This window comes from Thioclava sp. UBA3469, from assembly GCF_002378135.1.
Lineage (GTDB): Bacteria > Pseudomonadota > Alphaproteobacteria > Rhodobacterales > Rhodobacteraceae > Thioclava > Thioclava sediminum.
The window spans coordinates 60337-85291 of the sequence record NZ_DFRG01000057.1; the positions used below are offsets into that span (position 1 = coordinate 60337).

Here is a 24955-nt window from a genome sequence, read left to right on the forward strand (position 1 = left end):
CCTCTTCCCTGCGGAAGATAGGACGGCCTCAGCCGTTCATCGAGTCGAAGAATTCCGAGTTCGTCTTGGTCTGCTTGAGCTTCGAAATCAGGAACTCGATCGCATCGGTCGTGCCCATCGGGTTCAGGATGCGGCGCAGAAGGTAGGTTTTCTGCAGATCCTTCTGATCGACGAGCAGCTCCTCTTTCCGGGTACCGGATTTGAGGATGTCCATCGCCGGGAAGACGCGCTTGTCCGCGACCTTGCGGTCCAGCACGATTTCCGAGTTACCGGTGCCCTTGAATTCTTCGAAGATAACCTCGTCCATCCGCGAGCCGGTATCGATCAGCGCCGTCGCGATGATGGTCAGCGAGCCGCCCTCTTCGATGTTCCGCGCAGCACCGAAGAAGCGCTTCGGACGCTGCAGCGCGTTTGCGTCGACACCACCGGTCAGCACCTTGCCCGAGCTCGGAACGACGGTGTTGAAGGCACGGCCCAGACGGGTGATCGAGTCCAGCAAAATAACGACATCGCGCTTATGCTCGACCAGACGTTTCGCCTTCTCAATCACCATATCGGAGACCGCGACGTGACGCGTTGCCGGTTCGTCGAAAGTCGAGGACACGACCTCCCCCTTCACCGAGCGCTGCATGTCGGTCACTTCTTCCGGGCGTTCGTCGATCAGCAGCACGATCAGGTAACATTCCGGATGGTTCTGCTCGATCGAGGTCGCGATGTTCTGCAGCAGCACCGTCTTACCGGTCCGCGGCGGCGCCACGATCAGCGAACGCTGACCCTTACCGATCGGCGCGACGAGGTCGATGATCCGGGCCGAGCGATCCTTGATCGTCGGATCCTCGATTTCCATCTTCAGACGCTCGTCAGGATAGAGCGGCGTGAGGTTATCGAAAGCGACCTTGTGGCGCGCTTTCTCCGGCTCCTCGAAGTTGATCCGCTCAACCTTCGTTAACGCGAAATACCGCTCGTTCTCGCCGGGGGCGCGGATCACGCCTTCGACGGTGTCGCCGGTGCGCAGGCTGTGCTGGCGGATCATGTCGGGCGAGACGTAGATATCGTCGGGACCCGGCAGATAGTTCGCTTCGGTCGAGCGCAGGAAGCCGAAGCCGTCCTGCAGCACTTCCAGCACGCCATCGCCGCCGATGACCCAGTCATCCTCGGCATGCTCCTTCAGGATCGAGAACATCATCTCGCCCTTGCGCATGGTCGAGGCGTTTTCGATCTCCCATTCTTCGGCCAGCGCCAGAAGTTCCTTCGGGCTCTTAGCTTTCAAATCGGAGAGATTGAGGCGTTCATCGCTCATCGGATTACCTGCAGCTGGCGCCTCATCTCAACGATGGACGCATAAATTCGTCATGTAACAGAAAAACCGGTCGACCAGGACGGCCGTGGCTTGATCCCGCAGATAAGCGCAAAGCGTCACTGAGTCAACGAAAGTCAGAATTTCACGATCACCGAGGCGACGATAACGATCATGAAGATCGTCGGGATCTCGTTCATCATCCGGTAGTAACGCCCGCTGCGGTTCGCCCTGCCCTCTGCGAGCGCCTTGCGTTCCTTCGCGCACCACATGTGGAACCAGGTCATGCCGAGAACGGCGGCAGCCTTCGTCCACGGCCAGATGCTCGACCAATCGACGATCCCCGGCGTGAAGACCAGCATCAGTCCAAAGAGCCAGCTCGCGATCATCCCCGGGTTCATGATCGCCTTGAGAAGAAGCCGTTCCTGATGCCGGAACAGAAGCTCCTGATCGCTGTCACGCTCCATGCCCGCCTTGTTCAGCCCCTCGACGTGGTAAACGTAAAGTCGGGGCAAATAGAACAGGGCTGCCATCCAGGTGATGATCGCCATCACATGCAGTGCTTTGATCCACAAATACCAAGTGCTCAGGAAATCGGTCATCTCGCCTCCGGCTGACAGCTGCCATCATCTTCAAAAAAGATTCTTTAAAGAAAAAGATGATGATGATGTAGGGCCTGTTGATGATGTGGATTAACACTTTATCAAGACTTTCTCCACAGGCGGAAAACATCAGGCGAGCACTAATCTTTTACTCGATGTATCTTTCTTAAAATATTGATATCACGTGATTCTTTTTCAGAGAGTCACAACGTCAACCTGTGGATAACTCTTGGGAGAAAATTGTGAAATCCCCGGCATGTCCCCAACGGCTCGAATCCGAATTCCACAGGTGGACAAGTTTCGTAAATCTGCCATGAAACGTGCCGATCCGGTGGAGTAATCCGCCGATCCGCGTTATGCCCAATTTGACCCCGAGACTTCTGCGCCCGCTTATCCACAAGTTCATGAACATCCTCCTCGCCTCCGCCTCAGAAATCCGCGCGCAGCTTCTGCGCAATGCCGGGCTGTCCGTGACCGTGCAGCCCGCGCGCATCGATGAAGACATGATCCGCCGGAGTTTGGAGGCCGAAGAGGCGAAGCCGCGCGACGTGGCGGACCTGCTTGCCGAGATGAAGGCGGCTAAGCTCTCGGCGCGGCATCCCGGGGAGTTGGTGATTGGCGCGGATCAGGTTCTCGAATTAAAAGGCGCGGTTTTGTCGAAACCCGAGACGCCGGAAGATGCGAAATCGCAACTGCGCGCCCTCTCTGGCCAGACCCACAAGCTTCTTTCCGCGATGGTCGCGATCCGGGATGGCGAGCCACTTTGGCGGCATGTTGGCGAAGTGCGCCTCACGATGCACACGCTGTCGGAGCCGTTCATCGACGATTACGTCGCTCGCAACTGGGACAGCATCCGCTGGTCGGTCGGCAGCTACAAACTCGAGGAAGAAGGCGTCCGTCTTTTCTCCCGCGTCCAAGGCGACTATTTTGCCGTCCTGGGCCTTCCCCTGATCGAATTCCTGAACTGGCTGCACGCCCGAGGAGACTTCACGACATGACGGATCATCCGCGTATTCCCCTCGCTGGCGTCATTGGATCGCCGGTCGCGCACTCGCGCTCGCCGCTCCTGTTTCGGACCTGGCTTGCCGAATACGGGATCGACGGGTTCTACATTCCGATGGATGTGGCGAGAGACGATCTGGAAACCGTGCTGCGGAGCCTGCCGAAGGCGGGGTTCGTCGGGACCAATGTGACAATCCCACACAAGATCCGCGCGCTTGAGATCGCCGATGTCATTTCCGATCGCGCGGCACTGATCGGGGCTGCGAATACCTTGGTATTCCGGCCTGACGGAAAAATTTACGCTGATAATACAGACGGTTACGGGTTTATCGCTAATCTTCGGCAGAATGCGCCGAACTGGGATCCCAAGTCCGGTCCGGCCGCAGTTCTGGGCGCTGGCGGGGCTGCGCGCGCCATCGTCGCCTCGCTTCTGGAAAGCGGTGCGCCGGAGATTCGTATCTCGAACCGCACCCGGGCCCGCGCAGACGCGCTGCGTCAGGAATTCGGCGCGCGTCTCGTCGTTTACGATTGGGTGCAGGCGGGCAATATGCTCGAAGATGCCGCGACCGTCGTGAACACGACCTCGCTCGGCATGGTCGGCAAATCCGAATTCCGTGTTCCGCTCGATGCGTTGCGGCCAAGCGCGACCTGTTGCGATCTCGTCTACACACCTCTTAAGACGAAATTCCTCGCCGAGGCTGAAGATGTGGGATGTACCGTGGTCGATGGCCTCGGCATGCTTCTGCATCAAGCTGTCCCCGGGTTCGAGCGCTGGTTCGGCCAGCGCCCGGAAGTGACCGAGACCGTCCGCAACGCGGTGCTCGGGGCATGAGCAATCCTTTCCTGCTCGGGCTGACCGGCTCCATCGGGATGGGAAAATCCACGACGGCTGCGATGTTCGCCGAGGCGGGAATTCCCGTGTGGGATGCGGATCGGACGGTGCACGATCTTTACGCGAAGGGTGGTGCGGCCGTTTCGCCGATTGCCGCGGCCTTCCCGTCCGCAGTCAAGGATGGAGGGGTGGACCGGGCCGAGCTGAAAAAGCTGCTCTCCAGGGATAAAAAGTCTCTAACCCGCCTTGAAACGATTGTTCATCCGCTCACCACGGCCTCGCGAAGAGACTTCATCGCAGCGCATCCGGAGGCGGATCTGATCCTTCTCGACATTCCGCTTTTGTTTGAGACCGGGGCTGACGCTGCTTGCGATGCAACGCTCGTGGTCACCGCCCCGGCAGAGGTTCAGCGCGCGCGTGTTCTCGAGCGGCCTGACATGACCGAGGCGCAGCTTGATTTCATTCTGTCGCGCCAGATGCCGGATGCGGAAAAACGACGTCGCGCAACCTTCGTGATCGAAACCCTCGATCTTGAGCAGACCCGCCAAGATGTGCGAAACCTGATTGCGAAGATCAGGGGTGAGCAAGATGCGTGAAATCGTTCTCGATACCGAAACCACGGGTTTCGAGCCGGGAGAAGGTGACCGGATCGTCGAGATCGGTGCGGTTGAGCTCTTCAACCACATGCCGACCGGTAACACCTATCACCAGTACATTAACCCCGAGCGGTCGATGCCCCAGGAAGCTTTTCAGGTGCACGGGCTGGGCGACGAATTCCTGTCGGACAAACCCAAATTCGCCCAGATCGGCCTCGATTTTCTGAATTTCATCGGCACGGACTCGGTCCTCGTGATCCACAATGCCAAGTTCGACATGAAATTCCTGAATGCCGAGCTTGGCTGGGCCGGAATGCCGCTGATCCCGGATGATCGCGCGCTCGATACGCTGGCAATGGCGCGGCGGAGATTTCCGGGCTCGCCCGCGACGCTCGATGCGCTGTGCCGCCGCTTCAGCATCGACAACTCATCGCGGACGCTGCATGGCGCGTTGCTCGATAGTGAAATTCTGGCCGAGGTTTATCTCGAGTTGATCGGTGGCCGGCAGCCGGGCTTCGGGCTGCAACCCGTTGAAACGGGACAGAAACGTCAGGCCGGAGCCAATCAAGACTGGCGTCCAAAGCCTCGCCCTGAGCCCCTGCCCCCGCGCTTGACTGCCGAGGAGGCCGAGGCGCATGCTGCCTTCGTAGCCCAGCTCGGCGAAGCCGCGATCTGGAACCGCTACGACTGAAAACGTCGGGTTTTCTGACATAATAAGCAAGTTTTCCATTTAACCGAGCGTCAACCTCCCTTAAATCGGGGGCTTCTTAGGGAGAGAGCGGGAGGACCGTCCATGCTGGACCTGACCGAAATGCGTGCCACGCTGGCCGAGACTTACGATCTTGCGCCATCCATTGAGTTGGCAGAAGAAATGCGGGACATCCACGCAAAGATGGATCGCGTTATTCCCTTGCCGGATTTCGCGCGCTACGCGCCCTACATCCGCGCGATTAATCGTCTGAAAAAAGAGAAAAACGCGGTAATTCTCGCGCATAACTACATGACGCCGGAAATCTACCACGGCGTAGCAGATGTTGTGGGTGACAGTTTGCAGCTCGCCATCGAGGCCACCAAGGTTCAGGCCGGGACGATCGTCCAATGCGGCGTGCATTTCATGGCCGAGACGTCGAAGATCCTGAACCCCGCCAAGACTGTCCTCATCCCCGATATGAAAGCCGGTTGCTCGCTGGCGGAGTCGATCACCGCCGACGGTATCGCGGAGATGCGCGCCAAATATCCCGGTGCGCCCGTGGTAAGCTACGTTAACACAACCGCCGAGGTGAAAGCGGCGTCCGATATCTGCTGCACCTCGTCCAACGCTGCGCAGATCGTGCGCGCGATGGAGAGCGACACGGTCATCATGACGCCGGACCAGTATCTGGCGCAAAACGTGGCGAACGAGGTTCCCGAGAAGAATGTCGTCTGGTGGGAGGGCTCGTGCATCGTCCACGAGCAGTATACGGCTAAGGATATCAATGACTTCCGCACGATGCATCCCGACACGAGGATCATCGCGCACCCCGAATGCCCGCCCGATGTCGTCGCGGCGTCGGATTTCTCGGGCTCGACCTCGGGGATCATCAACTACGTCGAAACCAACAAGCCGAAAGAGGCGATGTTGGTCACCGAATGCTCGATGGCGTCCAACATCGCAGACGCCTTGCCGGAAGTAGATTTTGTGGGTCCGTGCAATATGTGCCCCTACATGAAGAAGATCACGCTCGAGAAAATCCTGTGGTCGCTGCATACCGGGACCGAGGAAGTGATCGTTGATCCGCAGGTCGCCGAGAAGGCGCGCGTCGCGGTCGAGCGGATGATCGAGCTTTCCCGGACCCTCGCGAAGTGATCGAAACGCGACGGATCATCATCGTCGGCGCAGGTCTGGGGGCGCTTTATGCGGCACTTAGCCTCGCACCCCGCCCCGTTCTCATCATCTCGCCGGAAACTTTGGGCGAAGGCGCATCCTCGGCCTGGGCCCAGGGCGGTGTCGCGGCCGCGATGTCGGTTGGCGATACGCCAGCCTCCCATGCGCGCGACACGATGATCGCCGGAGCAGGCACTGTTTCACCGCAAATCGCGCATTTGGTGACCGAAGAAGCGCGTCAGCACATCCTTGCATTGACCGAACTCGGCACGCCTTTTGACCGCGATCCGGAGGGTGATTACGTGATGTCGCGCGAGGCGGCGCATAGCCACGCGCGCGTCGTTCGGGTGAAGGGCGATCAGGCCGGGCGCGAGATCATGCAGACCCTCGTGGCCGCGGTCCGGCAGACCCCCTCGGTTCAGGTTCTCGAGGGCGTTTTGGCGACGCATCTGGAGACGGAAGACGGGCGCGTCACCGGCGTGTGGATCGAGCGCGCGTTTGAGCCCTCGGGGCCGGTGCTGATCAAAAGCCCGGCGATCCTGCTGGCGGGCGGCGGGTCGGGCGGGCTGTTTGCCGTCACGACGAACCCGCCGCGCATTCGTGGGCAGGTCATTGGGATGGCGGCGCGCGCCGGGGCGCGGATCGCCGATCCGGAATTCGTGCAGTTTCATCCGACCGCGATCGCGAGTGGCGAAGACCCTGCCCCGCTTGCGACCGAAGCGCTGCGCGGTGAAGGCGCAACACTCGTTAACGCGGATGGCGAACGCTTCATGCTTTCGGTTCATCCCGATGCCGAGCTTGCGCCGCGCGATATCGTGGCGCGGGCGGTGTATTTGGAACGTAAAGCCGGACGAGAGCCCGCTTTGGATACGCGCGAAGCCCTTGGGGCCGAGGTTCTGACGCGCTTCCCGGCTGTCGCCGAAGCTTGCGAAAGGGCCGGAATAGACCCTGTTTCCGGCGTGATCCCTGTCGCGCCCGCCGCGCATTACCACATGGGCGGGATCGATACCGATACCGAGGGGCGCAGTTCGCTCGATCGGCTTTGGGTCTGTGGCGAGGCGTCGTCGACCGGGCTTCACGGGGCGAACCGTCTGGCGTCGAACGGGTTGTTGGAAGCCTTGGTGTTTGCGCGGATCTGCGCTGTCGGGATCGCCGCGGAGCTTGGGGGGATCCCCGACGTCGAGATGGTTAACCCAGATTTCCCGCAAGGCGATATCCCGGTGAATGAGCTAGCCGTACAGGTCTTGCGAAAAGCCATGACCGACGGCGTCGGTGTCGTGCGCGATGCGGACGGTTTGAAAGCTGCGCTTCGTGTCATTTCGCAGATCGAAGCGGAGGCCCGCACGGAAACGATGCGGAACATGACCGCGACGGCCACGTTGATTGCTGCGGCCGCCCTTGCGCGCGAAGAAAGCCGCGGGGGGCATTTCCGCTCGGATTTCCCGGAGATGAACCCGAAACTGGCGGAAAGAACGAAAATTACGCTGGAGGAGGCGCTGAAGATTCGCGCCGCTGCCTTGGAGGACTGACATGCTGCCCGATTTGCTGATCGAACCGATTGTCCGCGCCGCGCTGGTCGAAGACCTCTCGCCGATGGGCGACGCGACGACCAATGCGGTGATCCCGGCGGGCAAAACCTACTCGGCGCGGCTGAAAGCGCGCGAAAATGGCGTGGTTTCGGGGATGCAGGTCGCGGCGATGGCGTTTCGGCTGGTCGATCCCACGCTGCGCGTGTCGATCCTGATCGCTGACGGCAAACCCTGCCAAGCGGGTGAGACTTTGCTGACGGTCGACGGATCGGCCGCCTCGATCCTGATGGCGGAGCGCGTCGCGCTGAATTTCGCGGGCCGCCTGAGCGGGATCGCCACGAAAACCGAAGGTTTTGTCGCGAAAACCGAAGGCACCAAGGCGCGCATCACCTGCACGCGGAAAACTACGCCGGGTCTGCGCGCTCTGGAGAAGGCCGCAGTGACCCATGGCGGCGGTTTTAACCATCGTTACGGTCTGTCCGACGCGATCCTGATCAAGGATAACCATATCGCGGCGGCTGGTGGCGTGCGCGCGGTGCTCGAAGCGGCGAAAGCGGCGCGCAGCCACATGATGCGGATCGAGCTGGAAGTCGACACGCTGCGCCAGATGGAAGAAGCGCTGAAGATCGGCGGGGCCGATGTCATCCTGCTCGACAATATGGACAGCGCGGAGCTTCGCGCGGCCGTGGCGCTGAATGCGGGCCGCGTGGTTCTGGAAGCTTCGGGCAACATGACGCTCGAGCGGATTGCCGAAGTGGCGGCGACCGGTGTGGATTACATCTCCTCCGGTGCACTCACCCATTCGGCCCGGACGCTCGATCTGGGCCTCGATTTCTGAGGTTTCAGCCGAGATAGTCTCTGAATTCGGCGCGAACGGCCTCATAGACCGAGCGTTTGAAGGGCACGATATTCTCGACCAGCTCGTCGAAGGGCATCCATTGCCAGACCGAAAATTCGGGATGGTCGGTCTCGATCTGTACCTGATCGTCGGAGCCGAGGAAGCGCATCAGGAACCATTTCTGCTCCTGACCGCGCCAGCGACCGTTCCAGATCTTCGGCACCAGATCGTGCGGCAGGTCGTAGCGCACCCAATCGGAGGTTTTCGCGACGATTTCGACGAGATCGGGGTTCACCCCGGTCTCTTCTTCCAGCTCGCGCAGGGCTGCTTCTTTCGGCTTCTCACCCTTGTCGATCCCGCCTTGCGGCATCTGCCAGGCCGGGCCGGGATTGTCGATGCGCTGGCCTGCGAACACGAGGCCAGCGGGATTCATCAGCACGACGCCGACATTGCGGCGGTAAGGAAGTTTAACGATCTCTTCGGGGGTCATATGAAAAAGGGGCCCGAAGGCCCCTTCCCTCAATTCTGCTGCGTGTCGGATTTACCATCGTCGCTGGGCGCTTCGGCCTTCTGCGTCGAGGCGGTGTCAGCCTGCGTCTCTGGCGCGATGGCCGAGAGACCTTTGATCAGGTCGATCGCGTAGGACATCTGGAAATCTTCCATCCGGCGCTTCGCGGCCTCTTCGGCTTTCGCGCGCTCGTCCTCGGCCTGCTGCTTCTCGTCCTCGGTCATCGAGTCGTTGGTGATCGCACCCTTCAGATCGGCCTCGGAGGTCATCTTGCGGGCGTTGTCGCCTTCGGCGGCCGCTTTATCCTCGGATTTCGGCTGATCGGGCTGCGGCACGACCACGTCGGGGGCGATGCCCAGCGACTGGATCGAGCGACCCGACGGCGTGTAGTAACGCGCAGTGGTCAGACGCATCGCGCCTTCGCCCTGGATCGGCATGACCGTCTGGACCGAGCCTTTACCGAAGCTCTTGGTGCCGACGACGATCGCGCGGTGATGATCCTGCAGCGCACCGGTCACGATTTCCGACGCCGAGGCCGAGCCACCGTTGATCAGCACGACGATCGGTTTGCCGTCGGCCATATCGCCCGCGGTCGCGTTGAAGCGCTCGCTATCCTGCGGGTTCCGGCCACGGGTGGAGACGATCTCGCCCTTGTCGAGGAACGCATCCGCCGTCTTGATCGCCTGCGTCAGCAGACCGCCGGGGTTGTTTCGCAGATCGACGATGAAGCCATCGACCTTGTCCATGCCACCGACTTCCTTGACCTGCTCCTTGATCGAGGATTCGAGGTTCGGGAAGGTCTGGTCGTTGAAAGTGGTGATGCGCAGGATGACGGTATCGCCGTCGTGGCGGCCTTTCACGGCGGTCAGCTTGATCGTGTCGCGGGTCAGCGTGACGTCGAACGGATCCTGCTCGCCTTCGCGGACGATGGTCACGGTGATGTCCGAGCCGACCGGCCCGCGCATCTTGTCCACCGCCTGATCGAGCGGGATACCCATCAGGGACTCGCCATCGACCGCGGTGATGAAATCGCCGGACTTGATGCCAGCCTCGGCTGCGGGCGTGCCGTCCATCGGCGAAACCACCTTCACGAAGCCGTCTTCCTGCGTGACCTCGATGCCGAGGCCGCCGAAGGAGCCGCGCGTCTGCACGCGCATATCGCTGTAATCGGAGGGCGGCAGGTAGCTGGAATGCGGATCGAGCGAGCTGAGCATGCCGTTGATCGCGGCTTCGATCAGCTTCTTGCTGTCCACCGGCTCAACGTAGTCCTGGCGGATTTTCTCGAAAATGTCGCCGAACAGGTCCAGCTGCTGGTAGACGGTCTCGTTGCGTTTCGTTTCTTCGGCCATCAGCGGCGCCGCGACTTGCGTGGACAAAAGCGCCCCCGCGAGCGTGCCGCCAACCGCTGCCATCATGAACTTTTTCATACTCAACCCTTGTCGTCTTTTGTCTGGATGAACCACGGCGTCGGGTCCACGGGCTTACCGCCCTCTCTCAGTTCCAAATAAAGCGTCTCGCTGCGATCTGCACCAGCGCCATCTGTCGCCGCCTGCACGAATTCCTTGCCGAATTCCTTCGCTCCCGGCTGAATTCCGCCCATCAAACCAATGGGCGTGCCCTTTGGCAGCACGTCTCCGACCTCACCATAGACGGTTCCGAGGCCCGCAAGAACCAGAAGATATCCATCTGCGGGTTCGAGGACCATCACATTTCCGTAGTCGAGCAACGGACCACGGTAGCGAATTGTCGCAGCCCAGGGCGTTGTGACCAGCGAGCCCGGCTCACTTGCGATCACGAGGCCGGGACGTTTGATCCCCGCGGCATCGGGCTCGTTGAAGCTCCGCAGAACCGAGCCGATCACCGGCAGATTCAGCGTGCCTTTCGCGCCCGCGAAATCGCCGCGCGGTGGGCCGATATCGTTTTCCATATCGCTTAGGCCCGTCGCGAAGCCTTCGAGCGTATCGGCGCTTTGCACCAGCGCGGTCAGCTCCTCGGGTTCTTCGAGATAGCGCTGCGGGAGTTTTTCGCGGCGTTCCGAGATCGCCTCGGACAGGGCGGTGCGCGCCTTGGTCACCGAAACCATCCCCGCTTCCAGCGTCTCGCGCGCGTTTTCCTGCAGCTTGCGCAGGGTCGCGATCTCCTCGAGGTGGACGCTCAGCTTCTGCGCCTCTTCCTGCAAGGCAGGCGCGACCGAAGACAGCACCATCCCCGAGCGGGCCGAGCCTTCGGGGCCCGAGGGATGCAGCAGCAAAAGCGGCCCGTCGGATTGCTGCATCGTCGACATCACGGCCAGCAGCCCGCCAAGCTCCTCGCGTTTCGCGTCGAACCCCTGCTTGATCTCTCGCTCGCGGATCGCGGCCCGGCGCAAGCCGTCGCGTAGCGCGCTCAGGCCCTGTTCGTAGGCGTGGATCGTTTTCGTCAGCGCCGCGATGCGGTCGGATTTCGACTGCGCCGCATCGAGCGCGGTGATCGCTTTGCGCAGATCGGCCGAGGCCTTGAGTGCGGCGTCGCCCGATCCTTCCGCCCAAAGCGGCCCGGCTGAGATCAGAAGAGCTGCGAGTGCGGCGCGGATCACGATACGATCAGGCTCTTTCCGGTCATTTCCTCGGGCTGCTCGATCTGCATCAGCTCCAGCAGCGTCGGCGCGAGATCCGCAAGCCGACCTTCGCGCAGCTTGGCGCCCTCCGGCCCGCCGACCAGAGAGACCGGAACGAGGTTCGTCGTATGCGCGGTATGCGGCCCGCCGGTTTCCGGATCGATCATGGTTTCGCAATTGCCGTGATCGGCGGTGATGATCATCGCGCCGCCCGCAGCCTCCAGCGCCTCGACGACGCGGCCGATATCGTGGTCGATCTCTTCCACCGCCGCGATCGCCGCTTCCAGCGAGCCGGTATGGCCGACCATGTCGGGGTTGGCGTAGTTCACGATGATCAGGTCGTACCCGGTCTCGATCGCCTCGACGAATTTGTCGGTGACTTCCGGCGCACTCATCTCGGGCTGCAGGTCGTAGGTCGCGACCTTGGGCGATTTCGGCATGTAGCGGTCTTCGCCTTCCCACGGCTCTTCCTTGCCGCCGTTGAGGAAGAAGGTCACATGCGGGTATTTCTCGGTCTCGGCGAGGTGAAACTGGCTAAGCCCTTGTTTCGAAATCCATTCGCCGAGTGTGTTGACGATCTCGCGCTTCGGATAGGCGGTCTTCATATAGGCGTTATGCTTGTCGGAATATTCGACCATCCCCAGCAGCGCCGCCCATTTCGGACCCGGGCCGGTCTCGAATTCCGAGAAGTCCGGCTCGCCGATCGCGCGCAGGATTTCGCGGGCTCGGTCGGCGCGGAAATTGAGACAGAAGAACCCGTCGCCATCCTTTGCGCCCTCGTAATCGCCGATCACGGTGGGCTTGATGAACTCGTCCATTTCCTTCTTGTCGTAGCTGGCCTCGACGGCGGCCACGGGGGTGTCGGCCCCCTGCCCTTTGCCGTTGATCATCGCATCATAGGCAAGGCCCACGCGCTCCCAGCGGTTGTCGCGGTCCATCGCGTAATAGCGGCCATCGACCGTGACGACCGTGCAGCCATCGGGCAGCCGGTCGCAGAGATCGGAGACAAAGGACTTCGCGCTATCGGGGGCGACATCGCGCCCGTCGGTGATCGCGTGGATCAGCACCGGAACGCCCGCCTCCGAGACCATTTTCGCCGCGGCGAGCGTATGTTCGATATGGCCGTGCACGCCACCATCCGAGATGACGCCCATCAGATGCGCGCGCCCGCCGCTCTCTTTCATCGTGTCGATGAAGGACAGGATCGCCTCGTTCTTGAAGAAAGACCCGTCCTCGATCGCCAGATCGATCTGGCCCAGATCCATCGCCACCACCCGGCCTGCGCCGATATTGGTGTGGCCGACCTCGGAATTGCCCATCTGACCGCTCGGCAGACCGACATCGGGGCCGAAGGTCACCAGCGTCGATTTCGCCGGGTTGTTCCACAGGACACGGTCGAGGTTCGGGGTATCGGCCAGCAGGGGCGCGTTACCTTCGCGCTCCTTTCGCTCGCCAAAGCCATCGAGAATGCACAGGACGACGGGTTTCGGGCGGGTCATGGCGGCCTCCTAATCTGTTGCCCCCTCATACGCCTCGCAAGCCGTCGCGGCAACCGGGGGCGTGTGCGCCTCAGGCCTGGAACATGATCCGCCGGGCTTTCTTCTCATAGCTTAGGATTTCGGTCTGTCGCGTGGCCTCGAGTAGCGTCGAGAGCGCCGCGTCTGGCTTGTTCATGTAGCGCCGACGCAGGTCCAGCATGACCGCACCGCCATCCCGGATCACCCGTATCATAAGGTCGAGATAGTCGCCGATCGGGTAATGGAAACCGCAGGAAATCAGGCTGGTAACCAGATCGCCCGTGACCCCCTCCAGAGCATCCGGCTGCTTGACCGGGTTGAGCGTCTCGACCGCATGGGCGCCATTGTCGCGTAGAAACGCCGCCGCGGCGTCGAGCGAGGCATAGCCCGCACCGGTATCGCTCCAGAAATGGTATTGCTCCGGGGTTTCCTCGATATCGATCAAGGTCACGGCGCAATCGTAATCCTTGATCAGCAGCGCGTCGTTGAGACCCTGTCCGCAGCCGATGTCGATCACATGGGTCGGGCGGCGACCGGTTTCCTCGAGCGCCTTGCGCAGCGGGAGATACTCGGTGAAGACCTCGGCGAGCGCCCCCCGGAAAATCTCCTCGTTGCGGGCCTCGACTTCTTCCAGCGCGGGCCCCCTGTCGCCGGCTTCCCAGGCCTTGCGCGCGGTGCCGGAAATCTGGCGCGTTCGCTGGAAGCCCATCAGCATCATCGCCTCGCGCGAAATGGACGCGCCGGAAATATTCATGTCGCGAAGTGTATTCATGGAGCCTGACCTGCTGGGCATTGTTTTCGAGCGCAGCGTAACGTCGCGGAGACGCTGCGCAAGCTATTGAAAACTGCACAATCTAAAGATGTGCTGATCAGACGCGGTGATAGGGCGTGCCGGCGATGATCTGTCCGGCGCGGTAAATCTGCTCGGTCAGCATGACGCGCGCCAGCATATGCGGCCAGACCATCTTGCCGAAGGAAATCGAGAACTCGGCGCGGCTGCGCAGGGACGGATCGATCCCGTCCGCGCCGCCGATCACGAAAGCCACATCGCGCGCCTGATCGCGCCAGCCTTGCAGCTTTGTCGCAAATTCGGGCGAGGAAATCAGGCTGCCGCGCTCGTCGAGCGTGACGATCACCGATCCGTCGGGAATTGCGCGGCTCAGCAGGTCGGCCTCCGCGCCCTGCCCCAGACCCTTCTTGTCTTCGACTTCAACGACGGAAGCCGGGCCGAGCCCGAAGGCGCGCCCGGATTTCTCGAAGCGTTTCAGGTAGTCGTCGATCAGCTCGCGTTCGGGCCCCTTGCGCAAGCGGCCCACCGCGCAGATCGTGATCTTCATGCAGCCGAACTCAGACGGGGGCGCCCGCAGGCATCCACATCTTTTCCAGCTGATAGAACTCGCGCACTTCCGGGCGGAAGACGTGAACGATGACGTCGGAGCTGTCGATCAGCACCCAGTCGCCCTGATCCTTGCCCTCGACTTTGCAAGCCCGGTCGAATTCGTGCTTCAGCCGCTCGGTCAGGTTCTCGGCGATGGCGCTGACCTGACGCGTGCTGCGCCCGGAACAGACAACCATATAGTCACCGATCGAGGACCGACCGCGCAGGTCGATGGTCACGATATCTTCGGCCTTGTCGTCTTCGAGGGAAGAAATGACGCGCGCGAGGATTTCTTCGCTCGTCGCTTCGGCATTGACGGCCCGTGTATTCATGGCCGCTGCCTTTGTGCCGGCATCACTCGGCACGATGGAAAGATGAGACAGGACATGGTCCTCCAGATGTTACGCACCGAAATGGCCCCGGCGCTGGACGTCCTCCGAAAATAGCATCCCGAAGGTTCAATTTCAATTTTCATGCGGCGAATTTTCGCTATGCGTTTCCGGCCCGGGTTGCAAGTCCAGTTGCGAACCTTCGAGCAAACGCACTTCGCGCTGCGGGAACGGGATCGAAATGCCGTTCGCTTTGAACGTATCCCACAATGCGAGGAACACCTGCCCGCGCACGTTCGTCAGCCCTTCGACGGGGTCCGTGATCCAGAACCGCAGAAGATAATCGACCGAACTGTCCCCGAACCCAGTCACGTGACACACGGTCGGGCGGTTCTTCAAAACGCGGTTCACCGATTGCGCGGCCTCCACCGCGAGCTTGCGCACCACGTGCGGGTCATCGTGATAGGAGGTGCCGAAGGGCAGGTCGATCCGCACGAATTCGTTGGAATGGGACCAGTTGACGACCTGCCCGGTGATCAGGTCTTCGTTCGGGATCAGGTATTCCTTGCCGTCGCGCGTAACGACAGAGACGTAGCGCGCGCCCAGCGAATTGATCCAGCCGAAAGTCTCGCCAAGGCTGATCACGTCGCCGGGCTTGATCGATTTATCCAGCAGGATGATCACGCCCGAGACGAGGTTCGACACGACTTTCTGCAGACCGAAGCCGAGGCCGACGCCGATCGCACCCGACAGAACCGCAAGCCCGGTCAGGTCGAAGCCCACCGCCTTGATCCCGATGAACAGCGCCGCGCCATAGAGCAGAACCTGCATCACCTTGATGACCAGCTCCGACATCGAGGGGCTGATATCCTCGTTGGTGCGCAGCCGCACCGAGGTCTGCCCCGAGATGATCCGCGCGACCGACAGCAGGATCGTCGTCAGCACCAGCGCCTTGAGAACGCCGTAGGCTGTGATCCGGAAATCCCCGAACTCTACAGCCGTCCCGTTCAGCAGCCGCACGGTTTCGTCCCACAGCCCGAGATAATAGAGCGTCACCCAGATCCACGCGCCCCAGCGCACGATGCGGCGCAGAAGCGCGTTGCGGATCAGTCGCGCGACGAGGCCCACGACCAGCCACGCCGTGACCAGCGTTGCCACCAGCACCACGAGGAAGCGCCAGGAATAAAAGCCTTTGGTCGCCTCGAGCACGAAGACCGAGCCCCAGGCGAAAAGAATGAAGAGGAAGCCGCGCAGACGTTGCCGGAACAGGATCAGCAGCCGAAGCTGGCGGGTCGAAAGCTCACGCCTCCGCCCCCAGTCGTCGACTTTCGGGGCAAGCCAGATCCGCCCGAGATGGGCCAGCGCGAAACATGCCGCAATGATCCCGAACTGCCAGAGCCGCGAGGGCAGCACGATCGAATTGAGGAAGATTTCGATCTGCGCCCAGATCGAAGCCAATATCTTGACGATGTCCCCATTCGCGAAATTCATGAAAATGACGTTAGCCCGGTTTTGCGATCAGTCCAAACACGGACTCTTCGATTGCCTCAGAGACGGATTCGCCGTATTTAGCGCCCCATGACACTCGTTTTCGACATGGATGACCGCGCCCGCCTCCGCGAGCGCTTCTACGGCGAAAGCCGCTCGGTGCTGGCACGACTTTGATGCTCTGCGCCCGCGGGCGCATATCTGCGCCTGCTGCCCCATGTCTGACAAACGGCCGTTTTTAGGCCAGCCATCCAAAGAAAGTGAGAGCCATGTCTGCTCCGAAGACCCTCTATGACAAGATCTGGGACGCGCATGTCGTGTCCGAAGACGAAGACGGCACCAGCCTGCTCTATATCGACCGTCACCTCGTCCACGAAGTGACCTCGCCGCAAGCCTTCGAAGGGCTGCGCATCGCGGGCCGCAAAGTGCGCGCGCCGGAGAAAACCATCGCCGTTCCGGATCACAACGTGCCGACCACGCTCGACCGCGCCAAGGGGATCGAGAACGAGGAAAGCCGGATTCAGGTCGACGCGCTCGACAAGAACGCCAAGGATTTCGGGGTGAACTATTACCCGGTCTCCGACGTGCGTCAGGGCATCGTGCACATCGTCGGTCCCGAGCAGGGCTGGACCCTGCCGGGCATGACCGTCGTCTGCGGCGATAGCCACACCGCGACCCATGGCGCGTTCGGCGCGCTCGCCCATGGCATCGGCACCTCGGAAGTTGAGCACGTTCTGGCGACCCAGACGCTGATCCAGTCGAAGTCGAAGAACATGAAGGTCGAGATCACCGGCAAGCTGCGTCCGGGCGTCACGGCCAAGGATATCACGCTGTCGGTAATCGGTGCGACCGGCACCGCCGGCGGCACCGGCCATGTCATCGAATATTGCGGCGAAGCGATCCGCGATCTGTCGATGGAAGGCCGCATGACCGTCTGCAACATGGCGATCGAAGGCGGCGCGCGCGCTGGCCTCATCGCACCGGACGAGAAGACCTTCGAGTATGTCAAAGGCCGGGCCCACGCGCCGAAAGGCGCGCAATGGGAAGCGGCTCTGCATTGGTGGAAGCAACTCAACACCGATGAGGGTGCGCATTTCGACAAGGTCGTCACCATTAAGGCCGAAGAGATCGAACCCGTCGTGACCTGGGGCACCTCGCCCGAGGACGTGCTGCCGATCTCGGGCTCTGTCCCCGCGCCGGAGGACTTCAAAGGCGGCAAGGTCGAAGCGGCCAAGCGTGCGCTCGACTACATGGGCCTCGAAGCTGGCACCAAGCTGACCGACATCAAGATCGACGTGGTCTTCATCGGCTCGTGCACCAACGGGCGGATCGAGGATCTGCGCGCTGCCGCCGAAGTCGTCAAAGGCCGCAAGCTGGCCGATGGCGTCCGCGCGATGGTCGTGCCGGGCTCGGGTCTCGTGCGCGCGCAGGCGGAGGAAGAAGGTCTGGACAAGATCTTCCTCGATGCCGGTTTCGAATGGCGCATGGCGGGCTGCTCGATGTGTCTCGCGATGAACCCCGACCAGCTGGCCGAGGGCGAGCGTTGCGCGTCGACCTCGAACCGGAACTTCGAAGGGCGTCAGGGCTACAAGGGCCGCACCCATCTGATGAGCCCGGCCATGGCCGCCGCAGCTGCTGTCACCGGTCATCTGACCGATGTGCGCAAGCTGATGGAACTGGAAGACGCGTAAGGAGCGACGAGAATGGAAAAGTTCGAAAAAGTTACCGGGATCGCCGCCCCCATGCCGCTGGTCAATATCGACACCGATATGATCATCCCCAAGGGCTTCCTGAAGACGATCAAGCGCACCGGTCTCGGCGTGCATGCGTTCGACGAGATGCGTTACGACCGTCAGGGCAACGAGAACCCCGACTTCGTGCTCAACAAGCCGCAATATCGCGAAGCGCAGATCCTCGTCGTCGGCGACAACTTCGGCTGCGGCTCCTCGCGCGAGCACGCCCCGTGGGCGCTGGCCGATTTCGGCATCAAGGTGATCGTTTCGACCTCCTTCGCCGACATCTTCTACAACAACTCGTTCAAGAACGGGATGCTGCCGATCGTGCTTCCGCAGGAGCAGGTCGACATGCTGATGAAGGATGCCGAGAAGGGCTCGAACGCACGGATGACCGTCGATCTCGAGAACCAGGAGATCACGACCTCGGAAGGCGAGACGATCAAGTTCGACGTCGACGCGTTCAAGAAGCACTGCCTGCTCGAAGGTCTGGACGATATCGGCCTGACGCTGGAGAAGGCCGCGGCCATCGACACGTTCGAGACGCAGATGCATCAGGCGCGTCCCTGGGTGTAACCCAAGACGCCATCGCGAAGTGAAAAGCCGCTCCGACCGGGGCGGCTTTTTACATGAGAGGGGGGCGCGGGAACCCTGCACCCGTGGTAGGGTTCATCATTTGACGTAGATCGAGAGGATGATGCGATGCGCGTTTCGACCCTGTTTCTGGTGACCGGCCTCGTGCTGATCGTTCTCGGCGTTGCGGCCATCACGAATCCCTTCGCGACCTCGCTGGCCCTGACCACCTTCGTCGGCATCCTGTTCCTGGTCGCCGGGGTTGTGCAGGCGTGGCTCGCCTTCAACGACCGCGACGGGGCGCATCGGGCGTGGCATGCGCTGATCGCACTTCTCAACATCGTCGTCGGCGTCTGGCTGATGGCCGATCCGATGTCCGGCACGGTGTCGCTCGCGGCGGTGGTCGGTGTTCTCTTCCTGCTGATGGGCGCGCTGCGCTTGCTCCTCGGTCTGCGCCTTGCCGGGCCGCGCCTGCGGTGGATGCTGGTCCTATCGGGCGCGGTTTCGATCCTGATCGGCGTGCTGATCTTCTCCGCATTCGATCAGATAGCGACGCAAATCCTTGGACTATTGCTAGGAATCCAGTTGCTGGCGGATGGTGTCGGGCTTGCCGCACTTGGCTTTGCCAATCGCGACTCCTGAGGGTTTTTGAGGCGCTAACCCCTTGATCCACAAAATATGGTTTCGCCTCCTAGGTTGCCACATTTTTGCACCTTTGTTGATGCAATGTCGCACCAGGTCTTCCAAGAAAATGCCTTAATGCGGCACAGAGTCTGAAAACACTATTTGCTTGGATCGGGAACTTGGGCAAAATCATGGCAAGTTTGAGGCAGCGCGCCACAGTCGGCGCGCGTCTTGCGGGTAAAAGGATCGGCAATGTACCGCATCCGACCGCAGGGAAGGGTAGGGTAACTGTGTTCTCACGTCTCTCAGGGGCGCTTGTTCGCGCGATCCTCGTCGCGGTGGTGATCTGCACCCCCGCGCTTATTCTGCCCGATACCAGTAGTGACACCGCACAGATCGTGGCGCTCATGGCGCTGTTCGGCTTTGCGCTGACCCTTTTCGAATATGCTTCCGTTTATCCCGGCTTGATCGAGTTTCGCGATGCGCCGCCCTTCAACCGCATCCGCTTCATGTCGCTGTTCCTGACGGTTCTGCTGCTCTCGCTGGCGGTGCAGTCGCAGTATCATGCCTCGACGCTGACCCGGCTGATCGAGGTTCTGGGCACGACCGTCGCCAGCTCCATCGACGTGCCTTACAGCCCCGTTCGCCTGCTGCAACTCGCGCTGCCGGCGGATGCCTCACTGCATCAGGTCGCGCTGGTGCGCACCGCCGCGGGGATGGCCTACCTGATCTCGCTGCTGACCCTTGGCTATTTCGTCATCGTCATGCGGATCATGGGCTGGCCGCAGGCGCATACGAAATTCAACGTCTGGGTCAATCTGCCCACCTTCGACCCGACCGCAGGCGGCGACGTAGTCGAGCGTCTGCGCCGCGATTCCTGGTTCAACATTGCGCTGGGCTTCCTTTTGCCCTTCCTTATTCCGGCGGTGCTCAAACTCGTCTCGGTCAGTTTCGTGATCGTGACGCTCGAAGTGCCCCATACGATGATCTGGATGGTGACGGCATGGGCCTTCCTTCCCGCAAGCCTGTTCATGCGCGGCATCGCGCTGGCGCGGGTGGCGCAAATGATCGAAAACAAGCGTCTCGCTTCCGGGGCGAGCGACTACTTGCCGGCCTGATCGCGGCGTTTCTGGCGCTGCCTGCCGCGGCAGAGAGCCTGCGCGTGGCGACATGGGATGCCGGGCTTTCGCGCCGGGGTCCGGGGCTTTTGCTGAAAGATATCCGTAATGACGCAGCGCAGGTCGCGGCTGTGACCCGGATCGTCGATGCGATCGCGCCGGATGTGCTTTTGCTGACCGGGATCGACTGGGACCATGACGGGCAGGCGCTGGCCGCGCTGAATGAGACTTTCGCGCAGCCCTATCTGCATCTCTTCGCGCCGCGTCCCAATAGCGGCTGGCCGAGCGGGGCCGATCTCGACGGAAACGGCAAGCTTGGGGACGCGCGCGATGCGCAGGGCTACGGGCGGTTTCCGGGGCAGGGCGGTCTGGCGCTACTGTCGCGCTACCCGATTGAGGCCGACCGCGCGCGCGACTTCTCCGCAATGCTGTGGAAGGACCTGCCTGACGGGCAAAGCGCAGGGGCGGATCTTTCGCCTGAAGCGCTGGAGGTGCAGCGTCTCAGCTCCACCGCGCATTGGGATGTGCCGCTCCAACTGCCTTCGGGCGAGCGGCTGCATATTTTGGCCTTCGCCGCGACACCGCCGGTTTTCGACGGACCCGAGGACCGCAACGGACGCCGCAATCGTGACGAAAGCGCCTTCTGGCTCCGCTATCTGGATGGGGAGCTCGACGCGCTGCCGCCCGAAGCGCCGGTGATCCTGCTAGGCGACGCCAATCTCGATCCGAAAGACGGGGAGGGGCGGCGTGATGCGCTCGATCTGCTGCTGAACGGCCCGCATCTGCAAGACCCGCTGCCGCGCAGTGATGGTGCGACGCAAGCCGCCGATCCCATGCATGAAGGCGATCCGGGCCTCGATACCGCCGATTACGACGGGCCGGGCAATCTGCGGCTCGATTACGTTCTGCCGTCGACCGACTTGAGGGTGACGGGGGCGGGCGTCGTCTGGCCGAAGCCGGGCGCGCCCTTGGCGAAGGCGGCCGTAGCCGCCTCGCGTCACAAGATGGTGTGGCTCGACATCGCATTGCCCTGATCGGGTACGACCTTGAGGCCTCGGATATAGAGATGTTCGAACACCACGCGCTGCAGCGTCTTCGGCGTGAATTCCGGGAAGCGCGCGTGGAAGTCGGTGCCGTCGATCTCGTGGCTCATGTCGAACAGGTAGCGCATTTCGCGCAGCTCACGTGCCAGCTCCCATGCGGGCGAGGCAAGCAGCAGCGCCGTCCACGGGAATTTCTTGATCGAGATGTCGCGCCCCATCTGACTCGAGAATTCCTCGGCCAGCTCGCGCGCGGAGAACCGCGTGCCGGGAAACCCGAGATCGAGCAGCCCGGGCGTGTGATCTTCGGTCTCGGCCAGTTGCACGGCGATCCGGGTCATATCCTCGAGATCGGCATAGACGCGCTGTGCATCGGGCTTCCCGAGCGTGGTGATCTTGCCCTTGCGCAAATCCTTCAGCATCACCCGGTTCATCAGCGTGTCGGGTGACTCGGCATTGATGAAATCGCCGCCGCGCAGGATCGCGACCGAACGGCCTTCTTCGGCATGGGCGCGGTAGCGCGCCTCCATCTCGGCGCGGATCTTGCCCTTGCGGGTGCAGGCGTGATGCGGGGTCGCGGCGCTCCACGGAGACGGCTCGCGCCCGTAGACATAGACATTGCCCGGCACCATCACGGAGGCCCCGCTATCGCGCGAGGCGGCCAGAACCTGCTTGGTGATCTGGGGGATCTGGTTCGCCCAGTCGTGGTAGTTCGGCGGGTTCATCGCATTTACGATCCACCGCGCGCCGCGCGCTGCGATAGCCATGTCGGTGCCCCGGCGATAGCGATCGACGTCCCAGCCAGCGGCCCTGAAGGACCGTGCCGCAGCAGATCCGAACAAACCGCCCATTCCCAGGATCAATACCCTGCGATTCATTTCGCCCTCATGTGTCGTCTGCCTGCTCTAAACTCTAGCATGCGCTCATACGCGTGCAGGGGCCACTCGCCAACCACTCGATCCGCAAAAGCCCGCCGAAGCCTCGGCAACCGCTTGCCGATCGTCCAGACACGGTTTCGCGACCTGTGCCGCTTGACCAAGGGGCGGGCAGGGGATACGCCCTTCGAGACCCTGTTTTCTTGGGAGATTATCCTCATGTCCAACCCCTCCATCCTCATCCTGCCCGGCGACGGGATCGGCCCCGAAGTCATGGCCGAGGTTCGCAAAGTCATCGACTGGTACGGTGCCAAGCGTGATCTCGCCTTCGACGTCAGCGAAGACCTCGTCGGTGGTGCGGCCTACGACAAGCACGGCGTGCCGCTGGCCGATGAGACGATGGCGAAGGCGCAGGAAGTGGACGCGGTTCTGCTCGGCGCCGTGGGCGGTCCGAAATACGACGTGCTCGACTTCTCGGTGAAGCCCGAGCGCGGCCTGCTGCGTCTGCGCAAGGAGATGGATCTGTTTGCCAACCTGCGCCCCGCGCAATGCTTCGACGCGCTGGCGGATTTCTCCTCGCTGAAGAAGGACGTGGTTGCAGGCCTCGACATCATGATCGTGCGCGAGCTGACCTCGGGCGTCTATTTCGGCGAGCCGCGCGGCATCTTCGAAGAAGGCAACGAGCGTGTGGGCATCAACACCCAGCGCTACACCGAGTCCGAGATCGAGCGCGCCGCCCGCGCCGCTTTCGAGCTGGCGATGAAGCGCAACAAGAAGCTCTGCTCGATGGAGAAAGCCAACGTGATGGAGTCGGGCATCCTCTGGCGCGAGGTCGTGACCCGCGTCGGCGAGGAATACCCCGAAGTCGAACTGAGCCACATGTATGCCGACAATGGCGCGATGCAGCTCGTGCGCGCGCCCAAGCAGTTCGACGTGATCGTCACCGACAACCTCTTCGGCGATATCCTGTCCGACTGCGCGGCGATGCTGACCGGTTCGCTCGGGATGCTGCCCTCCGCGTCGCTCGGCGCGCCGATGGCGAATGGTCGCCCGAAAGCGATGTACGAGCCCGTGCACGGTTCGGCCCCCGACATTGCGGGGCAGGGCAAGGCCAACCCGATCGCCTGTATCCTCAGCTTCGCGATGGCGCTGCGCTACAGCTTCGATCAGGGCGACGAGGCGACCCGTCTGGAAACCGCGATCGAGAAAGTGCTGGCCGATGGCGTGCGCACCGCGGACCTGATGGGCCCCGAAGGCGGCACTCCGGTCTCGACCTCCGAGATGGGCGACAAGATCGTCGAAGCGCTCGACGCGTCGCTCTGATCCACGAGACAAGTTTTGTGAAAGGCGCGGGCGAAAGCTCGCGCCTTTTTCGTGTCGTGGCCTTGCAACTCCCGAACATCCGCTCAAGATGTGAGCGATAACACCGGGAGCCTCCCATGCCCGATTTCGGCGGAAAATCAAACGCACGCGGTGCGTCGCTCGGCCTGACCTCGATGGCGATTTTCGCCACGCATGACGTCATCATCAAACATCTGGGCCAAACCTATTCGCCGGTTCAGATCGTGTTCTTTGCGGCGCTCCTGTCCTTCCCGCTGCTCTCGGTGATCCTGCTCAACGACAAGCGCGGGGGAAGCCTGCGCCCGGTACATCCCGGCTGGGTCGTCGGGCGGGTCGTCACCACCGTCGTCACCGGGCTCTGCGCTTTCTACGCCTTCTCGACCCTGCCGCTCGCACAGGTCTATCCGCTCCTCTTCGCGATGCCGCTCTTGGTCACCGTTTTCTCGATCCCGATCCTTGGCGAGAAGGTCGGCATTCACCGCTGGGCCGCTGTCATCCTCGGCCTGATCGGCGTGGTGATCGTCGTGCGCCCCGGACAGGCAGACCTCGCGCCGGGCCACTTTGCGGCGATGACGGCGGCGGTCACCGGGGCGCTGGCGTCGGTGATCGTGCGCAAGATCGGCTCGGAGGAGCGCTCCGTCGTGCTGCTGCTCTCGCCGCTTCTGGGCAATGTGATCGTCATGGCGATCCTTCTGCCCTTCGTCTGGCAGCCGCTGCAGATCGGTGATCTCGGCCTCATGGCGGTGATCGCGATCTTCGGCCTGACCGCCTCTTTCCTGCAAATCCTCGCCTATCGCGCGGGCGAGGCCGCCATCGTCGCGCCGATGCAATATTCGCAGATCCTCTGGGCGGTCTTCTACGGCTGGATCATCTTCCACGAGAGCGTGGACATTCCGACGCTTGTCGGCGCGGGAGTGGTTATCCTCTCGGGCATCTACATCGTCATTCGCGAGACGCGTGTCTCCGAGAACCAGCCGGTGCTGCGCACAAGGGGCCGGTCGGAAACCGTCACCGCCCCGCGATCGTCGCTTCTGGGTCGCGTTTTGGGCCTTCGTGCACGCAATTCAAGAAGCTGACTCAGACCCCCTTGCAAAACCCTGCACAAGCGGCTAATTCCCCGCCCACGGTCGGAGCGTAGCGCAGCCTGGTAGCGCACCTGCTTCGGGAGCAGGGGGTCGGAGGTTCGAATCCTCTCGCTCCGACCATTTTCCCGATTTCCCCTGATTTCTTGGCATGCAGCGATGTCGCTGGCCTTTCGGGCCGTGCTTTGGCACA

The 24955-nt window shown here is 62.0% G+C and carries 25 protein-coding genes and 1 tRNA gene; 15 read left to right on the plus strand and 11 right to left on the minus strand.

Going from position 1 to position 24955, the window contains the following annotated elements; translation table 11 throughout:
* Positions 1-28 precede the first annotated feature (28 nt).
* Both rho and B3D39_RS04470 read right to left on the minus strand, forming a co-directional pair.
* Entirely contained in the window at positions 29-1300 is a 1272-nt protein-coding gene (gene rho, locus B3D39_RS04465) for a transcription termination factor Rho (protein ID WP_078522665.1), read from the minus strand.
* A 134-nt stretch (positions 1301-1434) separates the two neighbouring features.
* Positions 1435-1899, minus strand: coding sequence for a CopD family protein (locus B3D39_RS04470; RefSeq protein ID WP_078541497.1), 465 nt, complete (start codon positions 1897-1899; stop codon positions 1435-1437).
* A 356-nt stretch (positions 1900-2255) separates the two neighbouring features.
* On the opposite strand from B3D39_RS04470, the gene B3D39_RS04475 reads away from it, so the two are divergent.
* The 7 genes from B3D39_RS04475 to nadC all read left to right on the plus strand — a co-directional run bounded on the left by B3D39_RS04475 (position 2256) and on the right by nadC (position 8560).
* Positions 2256-2897, plus strand: coding sequence for a Maf family protein (locus tag B3D39_RS04475; protein WP_246832600.1), 642 nt, complete (start codon positions 2256-2258; stop codon positions 2895-2897).
* Positions 2894-3733 (plus strand): shikimate dehydrogenase, encoded by an 840-nt coding sequence (locus B3D39_RS04480; protein ID WP_078522662.1) that lies wholly within the window; start codon positions 2894-2896, stop codon positions 3731-3733. The genes B3D39_RS04475 and B3D39_RS04480 overlap by 4 nt, the downstream gene beginning before the upstream one ends.
* Entirely contained in the window at positions 3730-4329 is a 600-nt protein-coding gene (gene coaE, locus B3D39_RS04485; RefSeq protein ID WP_274962525.1) for a dephospho-CoA kinase, read from the plus strand. The genes B3D39_RS04480 and coaE overlap by 4 nt, the downstream gene beginning before the upstream one ends.
* A complete protein-coding gene (dnaQ, locus tag B3D39_RS04490; RefSeq protein WP_078541749.1) occupies positions 4322-5020 on the plus strand; it encodes a DNA polymerase III subunit epsilon in 699 nt (232 codons plus the stop codon). Before coaE ends, dnaQ begins: the two co-directional genes overlap by 8 nt.
* Positions 5021-5122: 102 nt before the next feature.
* Positions 5123-6175, plus strand: coding sequence for a quinolinate synthase NadA (gene nadA, locus B3D39_RS04495; RefSeq protein ID WP_274962524.1), 1053 nt, complete (start codon positions 5123-5125; stop codon positions 6173-6175).
* On the plus strand, positions 6172-7722 hold the full coding sequence (locus B3D39_RS04500) for an L-aspartate oxidase (RefSeq protein ID WP_274962523.1): 1551 nt from the start codon (positions 6172-6174) through the stop codon (positions 7720-7722). Before nadA ends, B3D39_RS04500 begins: the two co-directional genes overlap by 4 nt.
* 1 nt (position 7723) lies before the next feature.
* A complete protein-coding gene (nadC, locus tag B3D39_RS04505) occupies positions 7724-8560 on the plus strand; it encodes a carboxylating nicotinate-nucleotide diphosphorylase (RefSeq protein ID WP_274962522.1) in 837 nt (278 codons plus the stop codon).
* Between the two features lie 4 nt (positions 8561-8564).
* On the opposite strand, the gene B3D39_RS04510 is transcribed toward nadC, so the two are convergent.
* The 8 genes from B3D39_RS04510 to B3D39_RS04545 form a co-directional block, all read right to left on the minus strand.
* Positions 8565-9050: an RNA pyrophosphohydrolase gene (locus B3D39_RS04510; protein ID WP_078605871.1), complete on the minus strand. Its 486-nt coding sequence runs from the start codon at positions 9048-9050 to the stop codon at positions 8565-8567.
* 29 nt (positions 9051-9079) lie between these two features.
* Entirely contained in the window at positions 9080-10495 is a 1416-nt protein-coding gene (locus B3D39_RS04515; RefSeq protein WP_274962521.1) for a S41 family peptidase, read from the minus strand.
* 2 nt (positions 10496-10497) lie between these two features.
* Positions 10498-11643, minus strand: coding sequence for a murein hydrolase activator EnvC family protein (locus B3D39_RS04520; protein WP_078541506.1), 1146 nt, complete (start codon positions 11641-11643; stop codon positions 10498-10500).
* Complete coding sequence (gpmI, locus tag B3D39_RS04525; protein WP_274962520.1) at positions 11640-13163, minus strand: 2,3-bisphosphoglycerate-independent phosphoglycerate mutase; 1524 nt, start codon at positions 13161-13163, stop codon at positions 11640-11642. The genes B3D39_RS04520 and gpmI overlap by 4 nt, the downstream gene beginning before the upstream one ends.
* A gap of 70 nt (positions 13164-13233) precedes the next feature.
* Complete coding sequence (locus B3D39_RS04530) at positions 13234-13953, minus strand: class I SAM-dependent methyltransferase (RefSeq protein ID WP_274962519.1); 720 nt, start codon at positions 13951-13953, stop codon at positions 13234-13236.
* A gap of 97 nt (positions 13954-14050) precedes the next feature.
* Positions 14051-14518: a 23S rRNA (pseudouridine(1915)-N(3))-methyltransferase RlmH gene (gene rlmH / locus B3D39_RS04535; protein WP_078522651.1), complete on the minus strand. Its 468-nt coding sequence runs from the start codon at positions 14516-14518 to the stop codon at positions 14051-14053.
* Positions 14519-14528: 10 nt separating this feature from the next.
* Complete coding sequence (gene rsfS / locus B3D39_RS04540) at positions 14529-14891, minus strand: ribosome silencing factor (RefSeq protein WP_075776745.1); 363 nt, start codon at positions 14889-14891, stop codon at positions 14529-14531.
* Between the two features lie 132 nt (positions 14892-15023).
* Positions 15024-16379, minus strand: coding sequence for a mechanosensitive ion channel family protein (locus tag B3D39_RS04545; RefSeq protein ID WP_274962518.1), 1356 nt, complete (start codon positions 16377-16379; stop codon positions 15024-15026).
* Between the two features lie 266 nt (positions 16380-16645).
* On the opposite strand from B3D39_RS04545, the gene leuC reads away from it, so the two are divergent.
* The 5 genes from leuC to B3D39_RS04570 all read left to right on the plus strand — a co-directional run bounded on the left by leuC (position 16646) and on the right by B3D39_RS04570 (position 21458).
* On the plus strand, positions 16646-18067 hold the full coding sequence (gene leuC, locus B3D39_RS04550) for a 3-isopropylmalate dehydratase large subunit (protein WP_286789417.1): 1422 nt from the start codon (positions 16646-16648) through the stop codon (positions 18065-18067).
* A gap of 12 nt (positions 18068-18079) precedes the next feature.
* Positions 18080-18685: a 3-isopropylmalate dehydratase small subunit gene (gene leuD, locus B3D39_RS04555; protein ID WP_078522648.1), complete on the plus strand. Its 606-nt coding sequence runs from the start codon at positions 18080-18082 to the stop codon at positions 18683-18685.
* Positions 18686-18811: 126 nt separating this feature from the next.
* A complete protein-coding gene (locus tag B3D39_RS04560; protein ID WP_274963664.1) occupies positions 18812-19324 on the plus strand; it encodes an HdeD family acid-resistance protein in 513 nt (170 codons plus the stop codon).
* 272 nt (positions 19325-19596) lie between these two features.
* Positions 19597-20424 (plus strand): hypothetical protein, encoded by an 828-nt coding sequence (locus tag B3D39_RS04565; protein ID WP_133052000.1) that lies wholly within the window; start codon positions 19597-19599, stop codon positions 20422-20424.
* A gap of 44 nt (positions 20425-20468) precedes the next feature.
* On the plus strand, positions 20469-21458 hold the full coding sequence (locus B3D39_RS04570; RefSeq protein WP_338113663.1) for an endonuclease/exonuclease/phosphatase family protein: 990 nt from the start codon (positions 20469-20471) through the stop codon (positions 21456-21458).
* On the opposite strand, the gene B3D39_RS04575 is transcribed toward B3D39_RS04570, so the two are convergent.
* Positions 21422-22231, minus strand: a complete 810-nt coding sequence (locus B3D39_RS04575; protein ID WP_274963663.1) for an epimerase — start codon at positions 22229-22231, stop codon at positions 21422-21424. The two genes, B3D39_RS04570 and B3D39_RS04575, sit on opposite strands and share 37 nt — an antisense overlap.
* A 327-nt stretch (positions 22232-22558) precedes the next feature.
* Here B3D39_RS04575 and leuB point away from each other — a divergent pair, with 327 nt between their 5' ends.
* The 3 genes from leuB to B3D39_RS04590 all read left to right on the plus strand — a co-directional run bounded on the left by leuB (position 22559) and on the right by B3D39_RS04590 (position 24885).
* Complete coding sequence (gene leuB / locus B3D39_RS04580; RefSeq protein ID WP_274963662.1) at positions 22559-23662, plus strand: 3-isopropylmalate dehydrogenase; 1104 nt, start codon at positions 22559-22561, stop codon at positions 23660-23662.
* A 116-nt stretch (positions 23663-23778) separates the two neighbouring features.
* On the plus strand, positions 23779-24756 hold the full coding sequence (locus B3D39_RS04585) for a DMT family transporter (RefSeq protein ID WP_274963661.1): 978 nt from the start codon (positions 23779-23781) through the stop codon (positions 24754-24756).
* Between the two features lie 52 nt (positions 24757-24808).
* Positions 24809-24885: transfer RNA gene (locus B3D39_RS04590), tRNA-Pro, on the plus strand.
* Positions 24886-24955: the final 70 nt, after the last annotated feature.